Source organism: Streptococcus gallolyticus subsp. gallolyticus DSM 16831 (genome assembly GCF_002000985.1).
Lineage (GTDB): Bacteria > Bacillota > Bacilli > Lactobacillales > Streptococcaceae > Streptococcus > Streptococcus gallolyticus.
In genome coordinates this window covers 1897016-1914872 of the sequence record NZ_CP018822.1, presented here as the reverse complement: position 1 = coordinate 1914872, position 17857 = coordinate 1897016, and the positions used below count along the sequence as shown (strand labels likewise).

The following is a 17857-nucleotide window of genomic DNA, read 5'->3' as shown; positions in this document are numbered from 1 at the left end:
TCTTGAAATGATGTTTAGAAAGGAAAGGCGAGAGGTTCTCAATTGAACCCGAGCGGAAAAGCTAGTGAAAAAGATGATGCGAATGGAAGGTAAGTATTTGCTTTTTCCAGAACAGGTGCCTGATAACAAACATTTTCATGTTCTTTTTCAACTTGATGATGGTTCAACGTTGGTTTATCAAGATGTTCGTAAGTTTGGGACAATGGAATTGTTGTATCCAAATCAGATAGAAGCTTATTTTCAAAAGAAAAAGCTCGGTCCTGAACCGACAAAGGAAACATTTGACTTATCAGAGTTTACTAGAAAATTGAAGGCTTCCAAGAAGATTATCAAGCCTTATCTTTTAGACCAAACCTTGGTTGTGGGGCTTGGAAATATTTACGTTGATGAGGCGCTTTGGGCAGCGAAAATTCACCCAGAGCGTGTCAGTTTAAGTTTGACAGATTCGGAAATAGCTTTGTTGCATGACGAGATTATTCGGATTTTACAGTTAGGAATTGCTAAAGGTGGAACAACAATCAGAACGTATCATAATGCCTTTGGTGAGGATGGCAATATGCAGCAGTTTTTGCAAGTTTACGGTAAGACGGGCGAACCTTGCCCACGTTGTGCAACGCCGATTGAAAAAATCAAAGTAGGAGGTCGTGGGACACACCTTTGTCCTGCATGTCAAAAACGATGACAAAAATTATTGGAATCACGGGCGGAATTGCTTCGGGAAAATCAACAGTTGTGGCTGAAATTCGAAAACAGGGCTATCAGGTTATTGATGCAGACCAGGTTGTGCATGAATTGCAAGAAAAAGGTGGCAAGCTGTATCAAACTTTAGTTGAATGGCTTGGAAATAACATCCTGCAAGAAAACGGAGAGCTTGACCGTCAAAAATTAGGAAAAGTTATTTTTGGAAATAAAGAGATGATGGCAAAATCATCAAGGCTGCAAAATGAGATTATTCGTCAAGAATTAGCTAATCGTCGGAATCAATTAGCCCAGACAGAGGAAGTTTTTTTCATGGATATTCCGCTGTTGATTGAACTTGATTATATGGATTGGTTTGATGAGGTCTGGTTAGTTTATGTTGATGAAAAGACGCAGTTAGACCGTTTAGTGATGCGAAATCATTACACGCGTTCTGAAGCACAAAAGCGCATTGCGAGTCAGATGTCAACAGAAGCTAAAAAAGCTTACGCTGATAAATTACTAGACAATCGTGGTAATCTACAAGCGCTAAAAGAGCAGGTTGACCGATTGTTACACACATTATCGGACTGATTTTTAGCTTTATTTTTAGTGATTAAAAAACAATACTTGTATAGGCAACTTTCTTTCTCATTTGACTAATATTGTGCTATAATATCAATTGACGTTTTTTAGAAAAGAGGGTGAATAATCATTAACAGTGAAATTAATTGGAAACAGAACTTGCGGGTAGCTTGGCTTGGTAACTTTTTTACTGGGGCAAGCTTTTCACTTGTCATGCCTTTTATGGCTTTATATGTTGAACAACTTGGAGCACCTAAAAATAAGGTAGAATGGTATGCTGGTCTAGCGGTGTCACTATCAGCTTTAACTTCGGCTCTTATTGCTCCAGTATGGGGACGTTTGGCAGACCGTTATGGTCGTAAACCAATGATGGTAAGAGCGAGTTTGGTGATGACTTTTACCATGGGTGGTTTAGCCTTTGTTCCTAACGTCTTTTGGTTATTAGTTTTGCGTATTTTGAACGGTTTGTTTTCTGGCTATGTCCCTAATTCAACAGCCTTGATCGCCAGTCAAGCTCCCAAAAATCGTTCAGGTTATGCGCTTGGAACACTAGCAACTGGTGTTATCGGTGGTAGTTTGGTAGGACCGTTATTGGGTGGTGTTCTTGCTGAAATCTTGGGCATTCGTCAAGTTTTTCTTTTGGTCGGCTTTATTTTATTGATTTGTAATCTGATGACCGTTTTTCTTGTTAAAGAAGATTTTCAACCAGTTACTAAGGCAGAAGCTCTATCAACACGTGAGCTATTCTCCTCAATTAAGGATAAGCAAATTTTAATTGGTCTTTTTGTGACTAGCATGATTATCCAAGTATCAGCACAATCTATTGCCCCAATTTTGACCTTGTATATTCGTCATCTTGGTCAAACAGAGAACTTGATGTTTATCTCTGGTTTGATTGTATCAGCACTAGGATTTTCAAGTATGCTCTCAAGCTCGACTCTTGGGAAAATTGGTGATAGAATAGGTAATCATAGATTACTTTTGATTGCTCTATTTTATAGCTTTAGTATGTATGTGCTTTGCGCCCTTGCTCAGAATTCATTGCAATTAGGTATTGTCCGCTTCTTGTATGGTTTTGGTACAGGTGCGTTGATGCCGAGTATCAATTCATTGTTGACTAAAATCACACCACGCGAGGGAATTTCACGTATTTTTAGCTATAATCAAATGTTTATGAATATGGGACAAGTTATTGGACCTTTTATTGGGTCAGCAATCGCAACTGGTTTGGGATATCGTTCGGTTTTCTACGTGACTAGTCTTATTGTCTTTGTAAACTTTGTCTGGAGCCTTATTAATTTTAGAAAATACTTAAAAGTTAAGGAAATCGTGTGAGAATAAAGATTAATTTAAAATGCAGCAGTTGTGGCAGTAAGAATTATTTGACAAGTAAAAATAAAACAACTCATCCAGAGCGTATTCAGGTCTTAAAATATTGTCCGAAAGAGCGAAAAGTGACCTTACATATTGAATCTTAGGGATTTTTATGTTAGAATAATCAAGACCATAGTGTAGGAAAGGAATAGAACTCAGACTGAAAGTGTCAAATCATGACCAATTCAATTGATTTGAAAATAACTTTCTGACGCGTTCTTAGTGAAAAAGATGTACAATATACTACTGACAACTTTGCTGGTATTATCTGTTATTATTGTGATTGCTATTTTCTTGCAACCACAAAAAAATCCAAGTAGCAATGTATTTGATAACAGCGGTTCAGAAGCTTTGTTTGAACGTACTAAAGCGCGTGGCTTCGAAGCGTTTATGCAACGTTTTACAGCAGTTCTAGTTTTCTTTTGGCTAGCAATTGCTTTGGCGCTAGCGATTTTATCAAGTAAATAGATAGCAACTAACGAGGCTAAATAGTGGCTTACGTTGGCTGCGCATCTTGAATTTTGTACGAAAATTCATGGGCTGGTCACTCAGCTCATTTTTTATTATGAAGTCGTAAAAGTCTTGTTTACGACCTGTTAGAATAAAGTAGAATACGAGAGGAAAATTATTGAGTTAAGCCTAGCTAGGCATTTTATGCCTGATTTTTACTAGGAATACTTACAATCACAAATTATGAACGAAAAAATTATTGCTTATTTAGAGGAGCATGGAAAAGTCAATATTAATGAATTGGCTGCTGGGCTAGACATGGCTGGCGCTGAAAAATTTCCAAAGCTTATCAAAGAGATTTCAAAATTGGAAAGTCAAGGAAAACTGCGTTTTGATGACCATGGGAACCTTGCTCTTCGTAAAAAAATAGAGAAGAAAAAAGAAATCACCGTTACGGGTGTTTTTCGTGCTAACAAAGCTGGTTTTGGTTTTTTAGCGGTTGACGAAAATGAAGATGACATGTTTGTCGGACGTAATGATGTTGGTCATGCGGTTGACGGAGATACGGTTGAAGCGGTTGTTAAAAAGCCAGCTAATCGCTTGAAAGGTACAGCAGCTGAGGTTCGCATTGTCGGCATTGTTGAGCGTAGCTTAAAAACGGTTGTTGGGAAATTTATTCTTGATGACGAAAAACCAAAATACGCTGGTTACATTAAATCTAAAAATCAAAAAATTCAACAAAAGATTTATATCAAGAAAGAGCCTGTTTTGCTTGACGGCACTGAGATTATCAAGGTTGACATTGATAAATACCCAACACGTGGTCATGATTATTTTGTTGGTCATGTGCGTGACATCGTTGGACACCAAGGTGATGTTGGTATTGATGTGCTTGAAGTCCTTGAATCAATGGACATCAAATCAGAATTCCCAGAAGATGTTATGGCTGAAGCCAATGCGGTTCCAGATGCGCCGTCTGAAAAAGACATGATTGGGCGTGTTGATTTGCGTAATGAAATCACCTTTACCATTGATGGTGCGGATGCCAAAGACTTGGATGACGCTGTCCATATTAAATTGCTCAACAATGGTAATTTTGAGCTCGGTGTTCATATTGCGGACGTTTCATACTATGTTACAGAAGGCTCTGCGCTTAATCGTGAAGCCGTTACTCGTGGGACATCAGTTTATGTGACTGACCGTGTAGTTCCAATGCTGCCTGAACGTTTGTCAAATGGTATTTGTTCGTTAAATCCTAATGTTGACCGTTTGACACAATCATGTTTAATGGAAATTGACCGCAATGGTCACGTTGTTAATCACCAAATTTGTCAATCAGTCATTAAGACAACTTTCCGTATGACTTACAGCGATGTCAATGACATTATTGCTGGTGATGAAGAATTGATTGAGCAATACCAACCAATCGTTGACTCTATTCATCATATGACTGCTCTTCACAATATTCTTGAAACCATGCGCGTGCGCCGCGGTGCTCTTAACTTTGATACGAGCGAAGCCAAGATTATTGTTAATGATAAAGGAATGCCAGTTGATATTGTGCTTCGTCAACGTGGTATTGCTGAACGCATGATTGAATCTTTCATGTTGGCAGCTAATGAAACAGTTGCAGAGCATTTTGCAAAACGTAAATTGCCATTTATTTACCGTATCCATGAAGAACCAAAAGCTGAAAAATTACAAAAATTCCTTGATTATGCTAGCATTTTTGGCGTTCAAATCCATGGTACAGCTAATAAAATCACTCAACAAGCTTTGCAAGATTTCATGGCAAAAGTGGAAGGTAAACCAGGCGCAGAAGTGTTAAACATGATGCTTCTTCGTTCAATGCAACAAGCACGTTATTCTGAGCATAATCACGGACACTATGGTTTGGCTGCGGAGTACTATACTCACTTCACAAGTCCAATTCGTCGTTATCCTGATTTGCTTGTTCACCGCATGATTCGCGAATACACACAACTCACTGATGAGAAAATCGAACACTTTAGAAATGTGATTCCAGAATTGGCAACGTCATCTTCAACCCTTGAACGTCGTGCTATTGATGCTGAACGTGTTGTTGAAGCCATGAAAAAAGCCGAATACATGGAAGAATACGTTGGTCAGGAATTTGACGGTGTGGTTGCTAGTGTCGTGAAATTTGGGATGTTCATCGAATTGCCAAATACAATCGAAGGACTTGTTCACATCACAACTCTGCCAGAATTTTACAATTACAACGAACGTACATTGACCCTTCAAGGTGAAAAATCAGGAAAAGTTTTCCGTGTTGGTCAACCGATTAAAATCAAATTAACACGTGCTGATAAAGAAACTGGCGATATTGACTTTGAATACATTCCAAGTGAGTATGATGTGGTAGAGAAAGTTAAAAAATCACGCAAAGACCGTTCTGGTAAAGAAAAACGTCGTCCAAAAGCGGATAAACACAAAGGTTCAAAATCAAGCAAACCACGAAATCGTAAATCTTCCGCTTCAACTTCTAAAAAGTCAGGCAAGAAACCTTTCTACAAAGAAGTTGCTAAGAAAAAATCACGTAAAGCTAAAAAATAAAACTGCTAATTAAGATAATCACTAATTTTCAAGAGAGGTATCTAATATGCCAAAAGGTGACGGAAATGTCGTTGCACAAAATAAAAAAGCGCGTCATGACTATAACATCGTTGATACAATTGAAGCAGGGATTGTTCTGACAGGAACAGAAATCAAGAGCGTTCGTGCTGCACGTATTCAGCTCAAAGATGGCTATGCCCAAATCAAAAATGGTGAAGCTTGGCTGATTAATGTCCATATTTCACCTTTTGAACAAGGAAATATTTGGAATCAAGACCCTGAGCGCACTCGTAAATTATTGCTAAAAAAACGCGAAATCGAAAAATTATCAAATGACCTAAAAGGAACAGGGATGACCCTTGTACCACTTAAAGTTTATTTGAAAAATGGCTTCGCTAAAGTTTTGCTTGGTGTGGCAAAAGGGAAACATGATTATGATAAACGTGAGACCATCAAACGCCGTGAACAAGACCGCGACATCAAACGCCAAATGAAAAATTTCAATGCAAGGTAAATAGGAAATACTTACAGAGACTTTTAGTCTGTGATAATCGTTAAAAGAGGTTGGAACAATAGGTTCCAACCTCTTTATAATTTTCGATGAGCCATATTGAGCAAAATCTCAACAAAAATCATAGTGATAGCCTGCGTATCTACAATAGATTGTTTTGAAATGGAATTTCCAGGAAGAGTAATGACATGGTTAAAGTATTTCGCGGCAGCAGCGTGCTCATTTAATGTAATTAGATAGGAGTTCTGTGGCATATTTTTTGAGATAGCACTTAATGTGTTATTGAAATTGGCTGACGACCCTGAAATAGAAAACATAATAAGTGTATCTTCTTCATCAATAATATTGGAAAGATGATTTCCGCTGTTTAAATCACTTGCTAATTGACTAGCGATACCTAAATCTTGTAAACCAAAATGTAAGTACCTTGCAGGGAGTGATGATAGAAAAATACCAAGAATATGCAGATGCTGTCTTTTTAAAATACAATCAACAAGTTCGTCAATTGCTTGACGTTCTAAATGTTTCATTTGATTTAGAATAACGCTATAATTATCCGCAATTTGGTCAAGAATATCTTCGTTTTCTTCTTTTGGCTTTTGATGAATATAATTGATAGCATCGTAGCGAAAATCTTTAAATCCTTTATAGCCCAAAATTTGGCAAAATCGTAGGACGGCAGATGTAGAAGTATGTGAATTTGTTGCAATTCTAGTAATTGTCAACGTTTCTAATTTCTCAAAATTCTCCTTGAGAAAGTGATAAACTTTTGCTTCAGATTTTGAGTATTCTTGTTCGTGGAGTTGCATTTTTTGTAAAATGTTCATAATCAAAATACCTTTCTAATCAAGTATTTTAAGCGTTTTTGACAAAAATGTCAAAAATAATTATAAAAAATATCAAAAAATATTGACATCGTTTTCAAAAAGAACTACAATGAGGGTGTAAAATTTTACAAAACAAAATGACAAAAATTACAAAAAGAGGTTAGCTATGGATTATAAGAAGTTAGCACAAGAAATTGTCACAAATGTCGGTGATGTTGACAATATTCAAACCTTGTCTCATTGTATGACACGGTTGCGGTTTCAACTAAAAGATGCTTCAAAAGCTAATAAGGAGGCTTTAGAAAATCTAGAAGGAGTCCTAGGTGTTGTCTATGCTGGTGGTCAGTATATGGTTATCTTAGGGCAACATTTATTGCAAACTTACGATGTGATGGTGAATGATTTTAACATTACATCGGGTGGTAGTATCGATGAAAATTTGGATGGTGATTTAACTCCTAAAGAACCATGGACGTGGAAGAATGCAGGTAGTAAAATTATTGGTTTTGTATCAAGTTCAGTTACCCCAATGATTCCTGGTCTGATTGCTGGAGGGATGTTAAAGGTTGTCTTATTATTGATTGTGACCTTTATTGATAGTAATTTTGCTACTTCATCAAGTTATTTGCTATTATCAGCTATTGCAGATGCCCCATTTTATTTCATGCCAATTTTTGTTGCTTACGGTGCGGCTAATAAATTAGGTGCCACACCAATTTATGCAATGGCTTCGGCAGCAGCATTATTGCATGGGAATTTTACAGGTTTAGTAACAGCAGGTGACCCCATTACGTTATTTGGTATAAGTGTTCGTTTGCTTTCGTATGGAACATCGCTTTTACCTGCTCTACTAATTGCTATTCTTGCTTATTATGTCGAAAAATTTCTTAATAAGATTATCCCAAATATTTTTAAGGCAATTTTTGTCGGAATGGGAACTATATTTGTAGCGGGAAGTTTAGGGTTTATTATCTTAGGTCCACTTGGAAATATGATTGGACAAGGTATTGCAAGTTTGTTTATGTTCTTGGAAGGAACTGTAGGACCGATTGCTGTGGGGCTTTTGGCTGCTGCTCTTCCTTGGATGGTTATGGCTGGAATGCATACCGCATTAGCACCATTTATGACACAGTTACTGACTAATCCTGGATACGATGCCATGATTCGTCCTGCCTTTCTTTTACATAATATGGCTGAAGGTGGTGCTGTTATTGGTGTTACGGCACGTACTAAGGACAAAGCTAAACGAGGTGAGCTTCTATCTATTGCTATTGGTTGTATTGTGGCAGGTGTCACAGAACCTGCAATTTATGGGGTTAACTTGAAGTACAAGAAACCAATGTATGGTGTTATGGCTGGTGGCTTTGTTGGTGGTATCGTTGCTGGTATTCTTGGTGCTAAAGCTTATGAAATGGGGTATTCAAATATTCTTGCTCTACCAATCTTTGGCAAAACTGTTTTAGCAGCTGTTGCTGGAATTATTGTGGCTATTGTTGTTGCAGCGGTTGTAACTTATCTACTTGGAATTGATACTAGCAAAGAAGATGCTAAGTTGACTGTCACGGAACCTGTTCGTCAGGTTGTACCAGATGATGCTATACTTGCGATTGCTGATGGTGAGTTGGTGCCATTAGAAAAGGTGAATGATGAAGTATTTGCTCAAAAATTAATGGGAGATGGTATTGCCTTCAAACCAACAAGTGATTTTATCACAGCGCCTGCCAATGGTGAATTAACAACTGTCTTTCCAACAGGGCATGCGTTTGGCGTAACACGTCCTGATGGCGTTGAACTATTGGTTCATATTGGCATTAATACCGTTGAGCTAAACGGAGAAGGCTTTGATGTTTTGGCAAGAGCTGGTGATAGTATTCGCGCGGGTCAACCGATTGTGAGAATTGATCGAGACAGGATTAATCAAAAAGGTTATGATACAACAACTATGTTAATTATTACAAATGCTAATGGAAAAACGATTGAACTACCTCAAATGGGTGATGTGAAGCAAGGGCAACGTTTGGATAAGGAGGAAAACTAATGTCATACGAATTACCAAAAGGGTTTCTCTGGGGAGGAGCCACAGCAGATTTTCAATATGAGGGTGGCTTTGACGAAGGAGGACGTGGTTTACTTTCACATGACTATGAAACAGATGGTTCACAAGAAAATCCACGTCATCATACCATGCAGATGCCAGATGGTAGCATTATCAATCCGCGTAGCTCATTTTTCTATGCAGATCCTGTTCCGAAAGAAGCACTGCCTGTCTTTTTAGAAGATGAATATTATCCTAGTCATCGTGCAGTTGATTTTTATCATCACTATAAGGAAGATATTGCTTTGATGGCTGGCATGGGATTTAATGTTTTTAGATTTTCAATTTGTTGGTCACGTATTTTTCCAACAGGTGAGGAAGAAACGCCTAACGAAGAGGGGTTAGCATTTTACGATGATGTGATTAATGAAATGGCAAAATATGGCATGGAACCTTTGATTACGATTTGTCATGATGAGTTGCCGATGCATTTGGCGTTGAAATATGATGGTTGGTCATCACGTCATGTCATTGATTGTTATGTAAAATATTGCAAAACTCTCTTTGAACGTTACGGCGACCGTTGCCGTTATTGGTTGACTTTTAATGAAATCAATGCTGTGCGAGGATTTGGTCCATGTGGGACACGACAATCAGAAGGGCAAGACCGTTATCAAGCTGCCCACCATATGTTTGTAGCTAGTGCGCGTGCTGTTAAACTTGGACATGAAATGATGCCAAATAGTCAATTTGGTGCAATGTATGCTATGAGTGAACTATATCCAGCAACTTGTAAGCCCGAAGATGTTTTTCATCGCTTGCAGGAACGTCGTGAAAATTGGTATTTTATTGACATTATGGGGCGTGGTTATTACCCACGTTATGCAAAAGAAATCTGGCGTCGTCGAGGCGTGAAAGAAATTGTTTTTGCTGATGGTGATGAAGAAATCCTTAGAGAAGGTCAACTTGATTTTATTTCTTTTTCTTATTACCGTTCTAATACCACTAAAGCTGGAGATGACTGGTTTAATGTTGGTGGCTCTACGAATCCATATCTTAAAGAGACGCCGTGGGGATGGCCAGTTGATCCCTTGGGACTTCGTCATGTCATGAATGAGATTTATGATCGCATACAAAAACCAATTTTTATTGTTGAGAATGGTATGGGTGCCATTGATGAGCTTGATGAAAATGGTATTGTTCAGGATGATTATCGTATTGATTATTTACGTGATCATCTTCAAGCAATGGCTGACGCTATTATCATTGATGGTGTAGAATGTTTAGGTTACACCATGTGGGGACCTGTTGATTTAGTCTCACTTTCAACAGGAGAAATGAAAAAACGTTATGGCTTTATTTACGTGGATATGGACGATAAAGGTAATGGCAGCTTGAAACGTACTCCTAAAAAATCCTATGCTTGGATGAAAGAAATTATCGCTTCAAATGGTGCTAAGTTATCTGAAATTTAGAAAGAAAAATTCAATCAATAATGAGTGTAATCTTCTCTTGTCATTGATTTTATAAACAAAACCAGTCCTGAACGTCAACATTCAGAACTGGTTTTTGGTTATACGGTGTTAATGAAAGGTTAATTTTCTCTTTGAAAAGGATATGTAGTAGTTGACTAATATCTTTTCATCGAGGATAAGGGAGTGGGTTTCTATATTTTTAATCGAGCCATGTAATGACTTCTTCACGAGGTTTACGTGAGCGTGGGTGTTTAGGGTCGCGTAGGCGATAACCAAATGATACCATACTTGCGATACCTTCGTTGTCAGGATTAATGATGCCTGCATTAGCTAAAATGCTATTGACTTTTTCGTAATTGAACCCTTCGATTGGGCAAGAGTCAATGCCAAGCATGCTAGCTGTGGTCATCATATTTCCAAGTGCGATATAAGTTTGTTTGGCAGTCCAGTCAAACAAAGCGCGTGGATTATCAGCCATTTTCATATCATTTTTTTGGAAAGATTCGTAGGTTGCTAAACGGCTGTTAAGAGCATCACCTTCACCGAGACCACGTCGAATAAGGCTATTTTTGACCGATTCAGAATCATAGCGTGCATTTTTTTCAGCAATGAGAAGAACAAAATGGCTTGCTGTATCTAATTGGTATTGAGCCCCCCAAGCAACGGCTTTGAGTTCATCACGAAGTTTTTCAATTTGTTTGCGGTCAAGAACAACGAAGCGCCAAGCTTCCAAACCAATAGAAGAAGGGCTCAACCAAGCTGTATCAAGGATAAAATCCATATCATCATGGGAAATTTCTTGGTCGTTGTAAACGCGGACAGCAACACGGTGGTCAAAGGCAGTACGAATTTGTTTTTTGATATCTTCTTTTGACATAGCTTTCTCCAGTTTTCTTTCTATGATAACACTTAGAAGCTATTTTTTCTAGTCTTTAGCAAAGGCAACAAGTCCGTCTAACCAAGCTTGGTGACCAAGCATCATTGTATTAGGAACAGATTTTGCTAACTCTTTAGCAGGTGTACCGATTTGAGATTCTTGTGTCAAGATACGAACACGGTTACGGTCCAATTTTTGAACTAACCAAGCATGGTAAACGTCAAGAAATTCATCGCCTTCAGCTTCGTTCCAACCATGCCATGCTAAGCGTAAAACACCATTTTCAGCATCTAAATCATATTCTTCAACTTGAGCTTCAACGTCAAAACCAAATGTTTTAAAGCGGAAGCGTGTGTCGTTTTTAAGAACAGTAGAGTCTTGGTTATACATGTGCACGTCTGATGAATTTTCGTAATAAGTTTCCCATTTACCAGCGTCAAGCAGACCGTCAAGGATTTTGTCAAAGTCAAGGTCTTTAAAGACAACTTCGTTTGAAACAAAGTTATCAGTCAAACCTGGTGTGAATTTTTCTGGAAAATTAATAGATAACATAAAATATACCTCTTTCATTTGTTAATGGAGATAGTATAACATAGATTGTTTGTACATACAACTATTTTAACTCAAAATTTTTAAAAAATATAAAAATCGGAGTTTCTTGCTCTCCGATTATCTCAATTTTTCTGAATTGATATTGATGATAGAAGCCAAGTCATCAGCGTAATCATCACCAAGAATAGCTTTATAACGGGCATGCAAATTGTCCCAAGCTTCTCGGATATCTGGTAAAAGTTCTCTGCCATTGACTGTAAGATAAACTTTTCGAGTACGTCCTTCAGTTTGTGTTGTGACATAACCTTTATAGACCAATTTCTCAACAAGGCGTGTCAAGGTAGAAGGTGCGATATAAAGTATTTGTGCAATATCCTTTTGCAATCTGCCATCTTCTTCCGCAAGAATAAGAAGAATAAAGGCATAAGTTGGAGTCATTCCAACTTTTTGGAAAGATTCCTCCGCCAATTTGTTGAGGGCACGATCCAGCTTTTTTACAGTAAAAAATAGGCAAGAGTCAAGTGATTCTTGAATATTTTTTGACATGACATTCTCCTTAATATAAGTTTTATAGAAAATATGATAACACACTTAAATGAAGAATACAAATGAGGTAGCTTTTCAAAAGCGATGTCGGACAATTAATATAACAGAGGCTAAGATATAGTATCAAAGCATTGGGAGAGATGATTATTTTTTCTATTAAAAGTATTCTAATAAACTTAGAAAACTTACAAATCATTTTTTCTATGATAAGTTAAAAAAATGAAATAGCAAAAAAATTTCAATAACTTAAACAGGTGTGATTTTTGAACATAAAAAAGAGATAAAATTATCTCGCCGAAAATAATTTTATCTCTCTACGTATGTGACATGTTGAATGTTTAAAAATGATAGTTATTATAGCAATGGTAGAATAACATTAACCCAGAACCAAGAAAGTGGCATGACGAGAATCATGGCTGGTATCATATCGGCAATTGGGAACATTTTCAGTTTTACCATACGGAAACCTGTGGCAAGCATTAGAAAACCACCGCAGGCTTTGAAATCAGCAATCATATCAGGTGTTGTAAGTGGCACGATGAAGGCTGACAAGAAGAAGAGGCAGCAGAAAATGATAAATTGTGGAATGGCAACAAGTGATACCACATAACCTAGATTACAAGCAAAAATAGCTGCTGTAAAGAAGTCCAAAATTGATTTTGAAATCAAGATTGTTGAATCACCAGTCATTCCTGCATCTAGACTACCATAAATACCAGTACCGCTTGCGCAGAAAAGTACGATAACAGTTAACAAGGTAGCAAGGTAATCTTCATGAGATAGTGATGAATGGTCGTTTGGCACGATCTTTGCCATGCTACGTTGCATGAGGGCACCGCCTTTGTTAATCCAATCACCGAGATGAAGTGCAAGTCCAATCCCTGTTCCGATAACGATAGCAAAGATAACAGCGGGCATGTATTTCATCAATCCGATAGATGAAATCCCCATTCCCATTGAGCAGACCCCAAAAATCATATTGATTTGTGTCTTGAAGTCTTCTGATAATTTGTTTCCAACAAGACCACCTAGTAGCCCTCCAAAAACGACTGATAGGGCATTAATGATGACGCCAGTAGGCATACAATTTTCCTCCTTCATAAGAAACAAAGTCATTAACAGTTTGAAAACATTAGTGTTGACTGCTAGACCGTGTTCTATTATTGTGAATTCTTTCTTTTCTGTTACATTTTAACACCAACTTTTTAAAAAACAATTCAGATTTTTGTGATATACTATTCTAAAATGGAATAGTATTAAGAATAGGAGCAGGAAATGAATTTCCAAAAATTTCAAGTCTTTCTTAGCTTGTGTGAAACGTTGAATTACACCGAGACAGCAGAACAACTTTATACAACGCAAGGAAGCATTTCAAAGCAAATCATTGCGCTTGAAAAAGAGTTGGGTGTGATTTTGTTTAATCGTAAACATCGTCAAATTTCTCTGACAGAAGAAGGGGAGATTGTGCGAGTTTATGTTCAAAAGATTATGGGCACTTTTCAAGAAATGCAAGAGACATTAGAGGATTTGTCTGAACAAGAAAAACATAAACTAACCATTCATGGTATTCCGAGTATGTCTTCTTATCCTATTATTTCAGATATTGCAGCTTTTCAAAAGCAGTATCCTGATTACACGGTTGTTGTCGAGGAAGAAGAGGCTGACCAGCTGATGCATAGTTTAGATGATGGCATCTGCGATGTGGTCTTTACGCGTTCTTTTACCAAAGCTGCTCCTGATATTTATGATAGTCTAACCTTAGATTATGACCGTTTTGTCTTGGTTTTGCCTGAAAATCATCCCTTAGCCAACAAGGAAAAACTTGATTTGGCTGAATTGAAAGATGAGACATTCTTCCAACTTGGCAATAAAACGCAGTTGCTCCAAAAAGTACGAGAACTTTGTCATACCTATGGTTTTGAACCGAAAATGGGCTATCAAGGAAATCGTATCAATCTCATCATTGACTTTATTGAAAAAGAAATGGGTGTTTCGGTGATGATGGAAAAATTGGTTGCACCGTTTAAAACGAAAGCAATTATCTGTCGTCCGTTGGAGGTTGATATGGTGTCAGAAATGAATCTAATCCGTCGTAAGAAGAAAACAACACCAGCTTTGGATGTATTCTGGAAAGGAATGCAAGAAAAATATTCCAAATAGGAATAGGAAAACGCCTAACTTGAATTGTTTATCGGTGATTGAAGGTTTACACTTTTAATATGAAATCTTTAAGAAGGAAGTAAATCTTATGTCAGAACAACCTTATGATTTGCGTAAAGTCTTGGAAGAACTTAAAGAAATTCCAGGACAATACCATGAAACGGATGTTGAAATCGATCCAAACGCTGAAATTTCTGGCGTTTACCGTTATATCGGAGCTGGCGGTACCGTAGAACGTCCAACTCAAGAAGGTCCAGCAATGACCTTCAATAACATTAAGGGATTCCCTAATGTTCGTGTCAATATTGGTACAATGGCAAGCCGTAAACGTGTTGGTCATATTCTTCATCATGATTACAAAGACCTTGGACATCTTTTGAACAAAGCCGTTGAAAATCCAGTGAAACCTGTTAAAGTTTCTAAGGACCAAGCACCTGCTCAAGAAGTTGTTCACTTAGCAACTGATGATGATTTTGATATTCGTAAGCTCATTGCTGCGCCAACAAATACAGAATACGATGCAGGACCTTACATCACAACTGGTTTGGTTTATGGTTCAACGCCAGATAAATCAATGAGTGACGTTACAATTCACCGTATGGTTTTGGAAGATAAAGATACTATTGGTATTTATATCATGCCTGGTGGTCGTCACATTGGTGCTTTCTTGTCAGAATATCAAAAACTTAACAAACCAATGCCAATTACAATCAATATTGGTCTTGACCCTGCTATCTTGATTGGGGCGACATTTGAACCACCAACGACACCACTTGGTTACAATGAACTTTGGGTTGCAGGTGCGCTTCGTAACGAACCTGTTCAATTGGTTGATTCTATCGCTGTTGATGAAGTTGGTATTGCACGTTCTGAATTTATCATTGAAGGTGAAATCCTTCCAAATGAAACAATTCAAGAAGATATTAATACGCATACAGGTCATGCTATGCCTGAATTCCCAGGTTACAATGGTCCAGCCAATCCAGCTTTAAATGTTATCAAAGTTAAAGCGGTTACTCACCGTAAAGATAATCCAATTATGCAAACAACAATTGGGCCTTCTGAAGAACACGTGTCAATGGCAGGTATTCCAACAGAAGCTTCTATCCTTAACTTGGTTGACAAAGCTATCCCTGGTAAAGTGCTTAATGTTTACAATCCACCAGCTGGTGGCGGTAAATTGATGACAATCATGCAAATCCGCAAAGAAAATCCTGCAGATGAAGGTATTCAACGTCAAGCTGCATTGCTAGCATTCTCATCTTTCAAAGAACTCAAAACAGTTATCCTTGTTGATGAAGATGTGGATATCTTTGATATGAATGATGTCATGTGGACAATCAATACACGCTTCCAAGCCCACAAAGATATTATGTCGTTGGAAGGTATGCGTAACCACCCACTTGACCCATCAGAACGTCCAGAATATTCACCAGAACACATCCGTGTACGAGGAATGTCATCTAAACTTGTCCTTGACGGTACAGTACCATTTGACATGAAAGACCAATTTGAGCGTGCTAAATTTAAAGAAGTTCCTGATTGGAAAAAATATTTAGATTAATTGCTAACTCATTTTAGATAACAAAACTGTTGATAAAATGAGATAGAAGATAAGGCAAGTAATCATTAATAAGAGGCTGGAGCTAATCTTCCAACCTCTTATTTTAAGAGACAAAGGGCGTTTAAAGAGCAAAGAAAAAATGGCGGTAAGCCAGAAATCTATGATTTCCTCTGCTTAACCCTGCCAGAACGACTAGAAAGGTGCGGTTGACTGTTAAGGTGACAAGGTTTTCAGTCATTTACGGCTGGTAGTAACTAGTTAACGATACAGATTTCCGACCCCCTCACTCTTTCTTTTCTTGGTTCGGGCTGAAATCATCCACTGGATGATTTCACTGCATAGCCTAGGGTCGTCTTCAATTAAGAATTTTTAAGTTGGTAGTCGTTGGTACGCTAGCTAAGCAAGTGGCAAGTTAAAAAACGATTGTCCTTATACGCTTTGAAAATCGGACTTAGATATTGTTGACTTGATTTGATGACCTTCGGTTCTATCTGCATTTGTGCTACTTAGTCTAATGTTGATTTTCAGTGAGTATTCATTACAAAAGTGAGGTGCTTATGAGCAAAAAACGTATTGTGGTAGCTATTTCTGGCGCTTCAGGCACAATCTATGCTATCAATTTATTAAAGAAACTAAAAGAATATCCTGACATTGAAACGCATGTGGTCATGTCTGACTGGGCACATGAGAATTTAAAACTGGAGCTCGATATGTCACATGATGAATTTGCCAGTTTGTGTGATGTGCTTTATTCTAACAAGGATTTGGGTGCCAAAATTGCTTCAGGGTCTTTCTTGACAGACGGTATGGTGATTGTTCCAGCTTCCATGAAAACTGTTGCAGGTATCGCTTGCGGTTTTTCAGACAATCTTATTGGTCGCGCAGCTGATGTGGCTTTAAAAGAACAACGCAAACTCATCATTGTCCCACGTGAGACACCGTTAAATACGATTCATTTGGAAAATTTGACAAAATTATCACGGATGGGTGTACAAATCATTCCGCCTGTACCAGCCTTTTACAATCATCCTAAGACTTTGCAAGATATTATCGACCACAATACTGCTAAATTACTAGATGCTTTGCACATTCGCAATGATTATGCTGGACGTTGGGATGGTGATTAGATGGCAACATTTGAAGTGACAGACTATGGGTATTCTATTCAAGCGCAGGTTGACTATATTGGCGCTGACTTGTTTATTCAATTGACAGGCGGAAGCCATCCTCATATTGGCACAGTAACCACTTATTGTAAAGAAAATGCGGACAAGCAAGTGGTGCGTTTTCCAAGCCATTCAGGGCGTTTTCATAAAGATGACGTTTTGGCTGATGTTCTTTTGGAAGAAATAGCAGAGCTGTTGCCGCAAAATTGTGTAATCACCTCAGGTGTCCATGTTGACGGTATTAGCAAAGAACAAATTGCTGGCGCTTTTGAAATGACCAAAGAACTTGCTAGCAAGATTGGCACATGGTTAAAAATTGAAAAATCACCAATCAGTCACCCAAAATACCAAAAAAACACCAAACAATAAACTAGTTTAGACAAATACAACTCAAAAAAACGAAACTCCTTTTAATCCATTTCAGTGAAAAAATAAATAAGCCACCCGTTTTCAACAATCGGGTGGCTTTTGGTTGTTGCG

17 protein-coding genes and 1 pseudogene are annotated in these 17857 nt (G+C 37.8%); 13 read left to right on the top strand and 5 right to left on the bottom strand.

Annotated elements, in window-relative coordinates; all coding sequences use genetic code 11:
• Positions 1–76 precede the first annotated feature (76 nt).
• From mutM to smpB, 7 genes and pseudogenes are all read left to right on the top strand, one after another.
• Positions 77–682 (top strand): annotated as a pseudogene (gene mutM, locus BTR42_RS09440) (DNA-formamidopyrimidine glycosylase); the annotation flags it as partial.
• Positions 679–1272, top strand: coding sequence for a dephospho-CoA kinase (gene coaE, locus BTR42_RS09435; RefSeq protein ID WP_331852234.1), 594 nt, complete (start codon positions 679–681; stop codon positions 1270–1272). The pseudogene mutM and the gene coaE, both read left to right, overlap by 4 nt.
• Positions 1273–1422: 150 nt before the next feature.
• Entirely contained in the window at positions 1423–2598 is a 1176-nt protein-coding gene (locus BTR42_RS09430) for a multidrug efflux MFS transporter (RefSeq protein ID WP_077497463.1), read from the top strand.
• Complete coding sequence (gene rpmG / locus BTR42_RS09425) at positions 2595–2741, top strand: 50S ribosomal protein L33 (protein ID WP_074596042.1); 147 nt, start codon at positions 2595–2597, stop codon at positions 2739–2741. Before BTR42_RS09430 ends, rpmG begins: the two co-directional genes overlap by 4 nt.
• A gap of 127 nt (positions 2742–2868) precedes the next feature.
• Positions 2869–3105 (top strand): preprotein translocase subunit SecG, encoded by a 237-nt coding sequence (gene secG / locus BTR42_RS09420; RefSeq protein ID WP_009854706.1) that lies wholly within the window; start codon positions 2869–2871, stop codon positions 3103–3105.
• A 225-nt stretch (positions 3106–3330) separates the two neighbouring features.
• A complete protein-coding gene (rnr, locus tag BTR42_RS09415; RefSeq protein WP_077497461.1) occupies positions 3331–5664 on the top strand; it encodes a ribonuclease R in 2334 nt (777 codons plus the stop codon).
• Positions 5665–5710: 46 nt separating this feature from the next.
• Positions 5711–6178, top strand: a complete 468-nt coding sequence (gene smpB, locus BTR42_RS09410) for an SsrA-binding protein SmpB (protein ID WP_009854704.1) — start codon at positions 5711–5713, stop codon at positions 6176–6178.
• Positions 6179–6252: 74 nt separating this feature from the next.
• Here the strand turns inward: smpB and BTR42_RS09405 are convergent, their stop codons facing one another.
• A complete protein-coding gene (locus tag BTR42_RS09405) occupies positions 6253–7002 on the bottom strand; it encodes a MurR/RpiR family transcriptional regulator (RefSeq protein ID WP_009854703.1) in 750 nt (249 codons plus the stop codon).
• Between the two features lie 166 nt (positions 7003–7168).
• Between BTR42_RS09405 and BTR42_RS09400 the strand changes: the two genes are divergently transcribed.
• Both BTR42_RS09400 and BTR42_RS09395 read left to right on the top strand, forming a co-directional pair.
• On the top strand, positions 7169–9040 hold the full coding sequence (locus tag BTR42_RS09400; protein WP_077497459.1) for a glucose PTS transporter subunit IIA: 1872 nt from the start codon (positions 7169–7171) through the stop codon (positions 9038–9040).
• Entirely contained in the window at positions 9040–10512 is a 1473-nt protein-coding gene (locus BTR42_RS09395) for a glycoside hydrolase family 1 protein (RefSeq protein WP_077497457.1), read from the top strand. Before BTR42_RS09400 ends, BTR42_RS09395 begins: the two co-directional genes overlap by 1 nt.
• A gap of 199 nt (positions 10513–10711) precedes the next feature.
• Here the strand turns inward: BTR42_RS09395 and BTR42_RS09390 are convergent, their stop codons facing one another.
• From BTR42_RS09390 to BTR42_RS09375, 4 genes are all read right to left on the bottom strand, one after another.
• Entirely contained in the window at positions 10712–11389 is a 678-nt protein-coding gene (locus BTR42_RS09390; protein WP_012962289.1) for an NAD(P)H-dependent oxidoreductase, read from the bottom strand.
• Between the two features lie 48 nt (positions 11390–11437).
• Positions 11438–11941, bottom strand: a complete 504-nt coding sequence (locus BTR42_RS09385; protein ID WP_061458307.1) for an SRPBCC family protein — start codon at positions 11939–11941, stop codon at positions 11438–11440.
• 117 nt (positions 11942–12058) lie between these two features.
• Positions 12059–12487: a MarR family winged helix-turn-helix transcriptional regulator gene (locus BTR42_RS09380; RefSeq protein WP_074657970.1), complete on the bottom strand. Its 429-nt coding sequence runs from the start codon at positions 12485–12487 to the stop codon at positions 12059–12061.
• 354 nt (positions 12488–12841) lie between these two features.
• A complete protein-coding gene (locus tag BTR42_RS09375) occupies positions 12842–13570 on the bottom strand; it encodes a DUF554 domain-containing protein (protein WP_012962286.1) in 729 nt (242 codons plus the stop codon).
• Positions 13571–13762: 192 nt separating this feature from the next.
• Here BTR42_RS09375 and BTR42_RS09370 point away from each other — a divergent pair, with 192 nt between their 5' ends.
• The 4 genes from BTR42_RS09370 to lpdD all read left to right on the top strand — a co-directional run bounded on the left by BTR42_RS09370 (position 13763) and on the right by lpdD (position 17746).
• Positions 13763–14647: a LysR family transcriptional regulator gene (locus BTR42_RS09370; RefSeq protein WP_009854696.1), complete on the top strand. Its 885-nt coding sequence runs from the start codon at positions 13763–13765 to the stop codon at positions 14645–14647.
• Between the two features lie 88 nt (positions 14648–14735).
• Positions 14736–16211 (top strand): UbiD family decarboxylase, encoded by a 1476-nt coding sequence (locus tag BTR42_RS09365; protein WP_003065832.1) that lies wholly within the window; start codon positions 14736–14738, stop codon positions 16209–16211.
• A gap of 557 nt (positions 16212–16768) precedes the next feature.
• Positions 16769–17338: a UbiX family flavin prenyltransferase gene (locus tag BTR42_RS09360; RefSeq protein ID WP_074657969.1), complete on the top strand. Its 570-nt coding sequence runs from the start codon at positions 16769–16771 to the stop codon at positions 17336–17338.
• A complete protein-coding gene (lpdD, locus tag BTR42_RS09355; RefSeq protein ID WP_012962284.1) occupies positions 17339–17746 on the top strand; it encodes a prenylated flavin chaperone LpdD in 408 nt (135 codons plus the stop codon).
• The last annotated feature ends 111 nt before the right edge of the window (positions 17747–17857 follow it).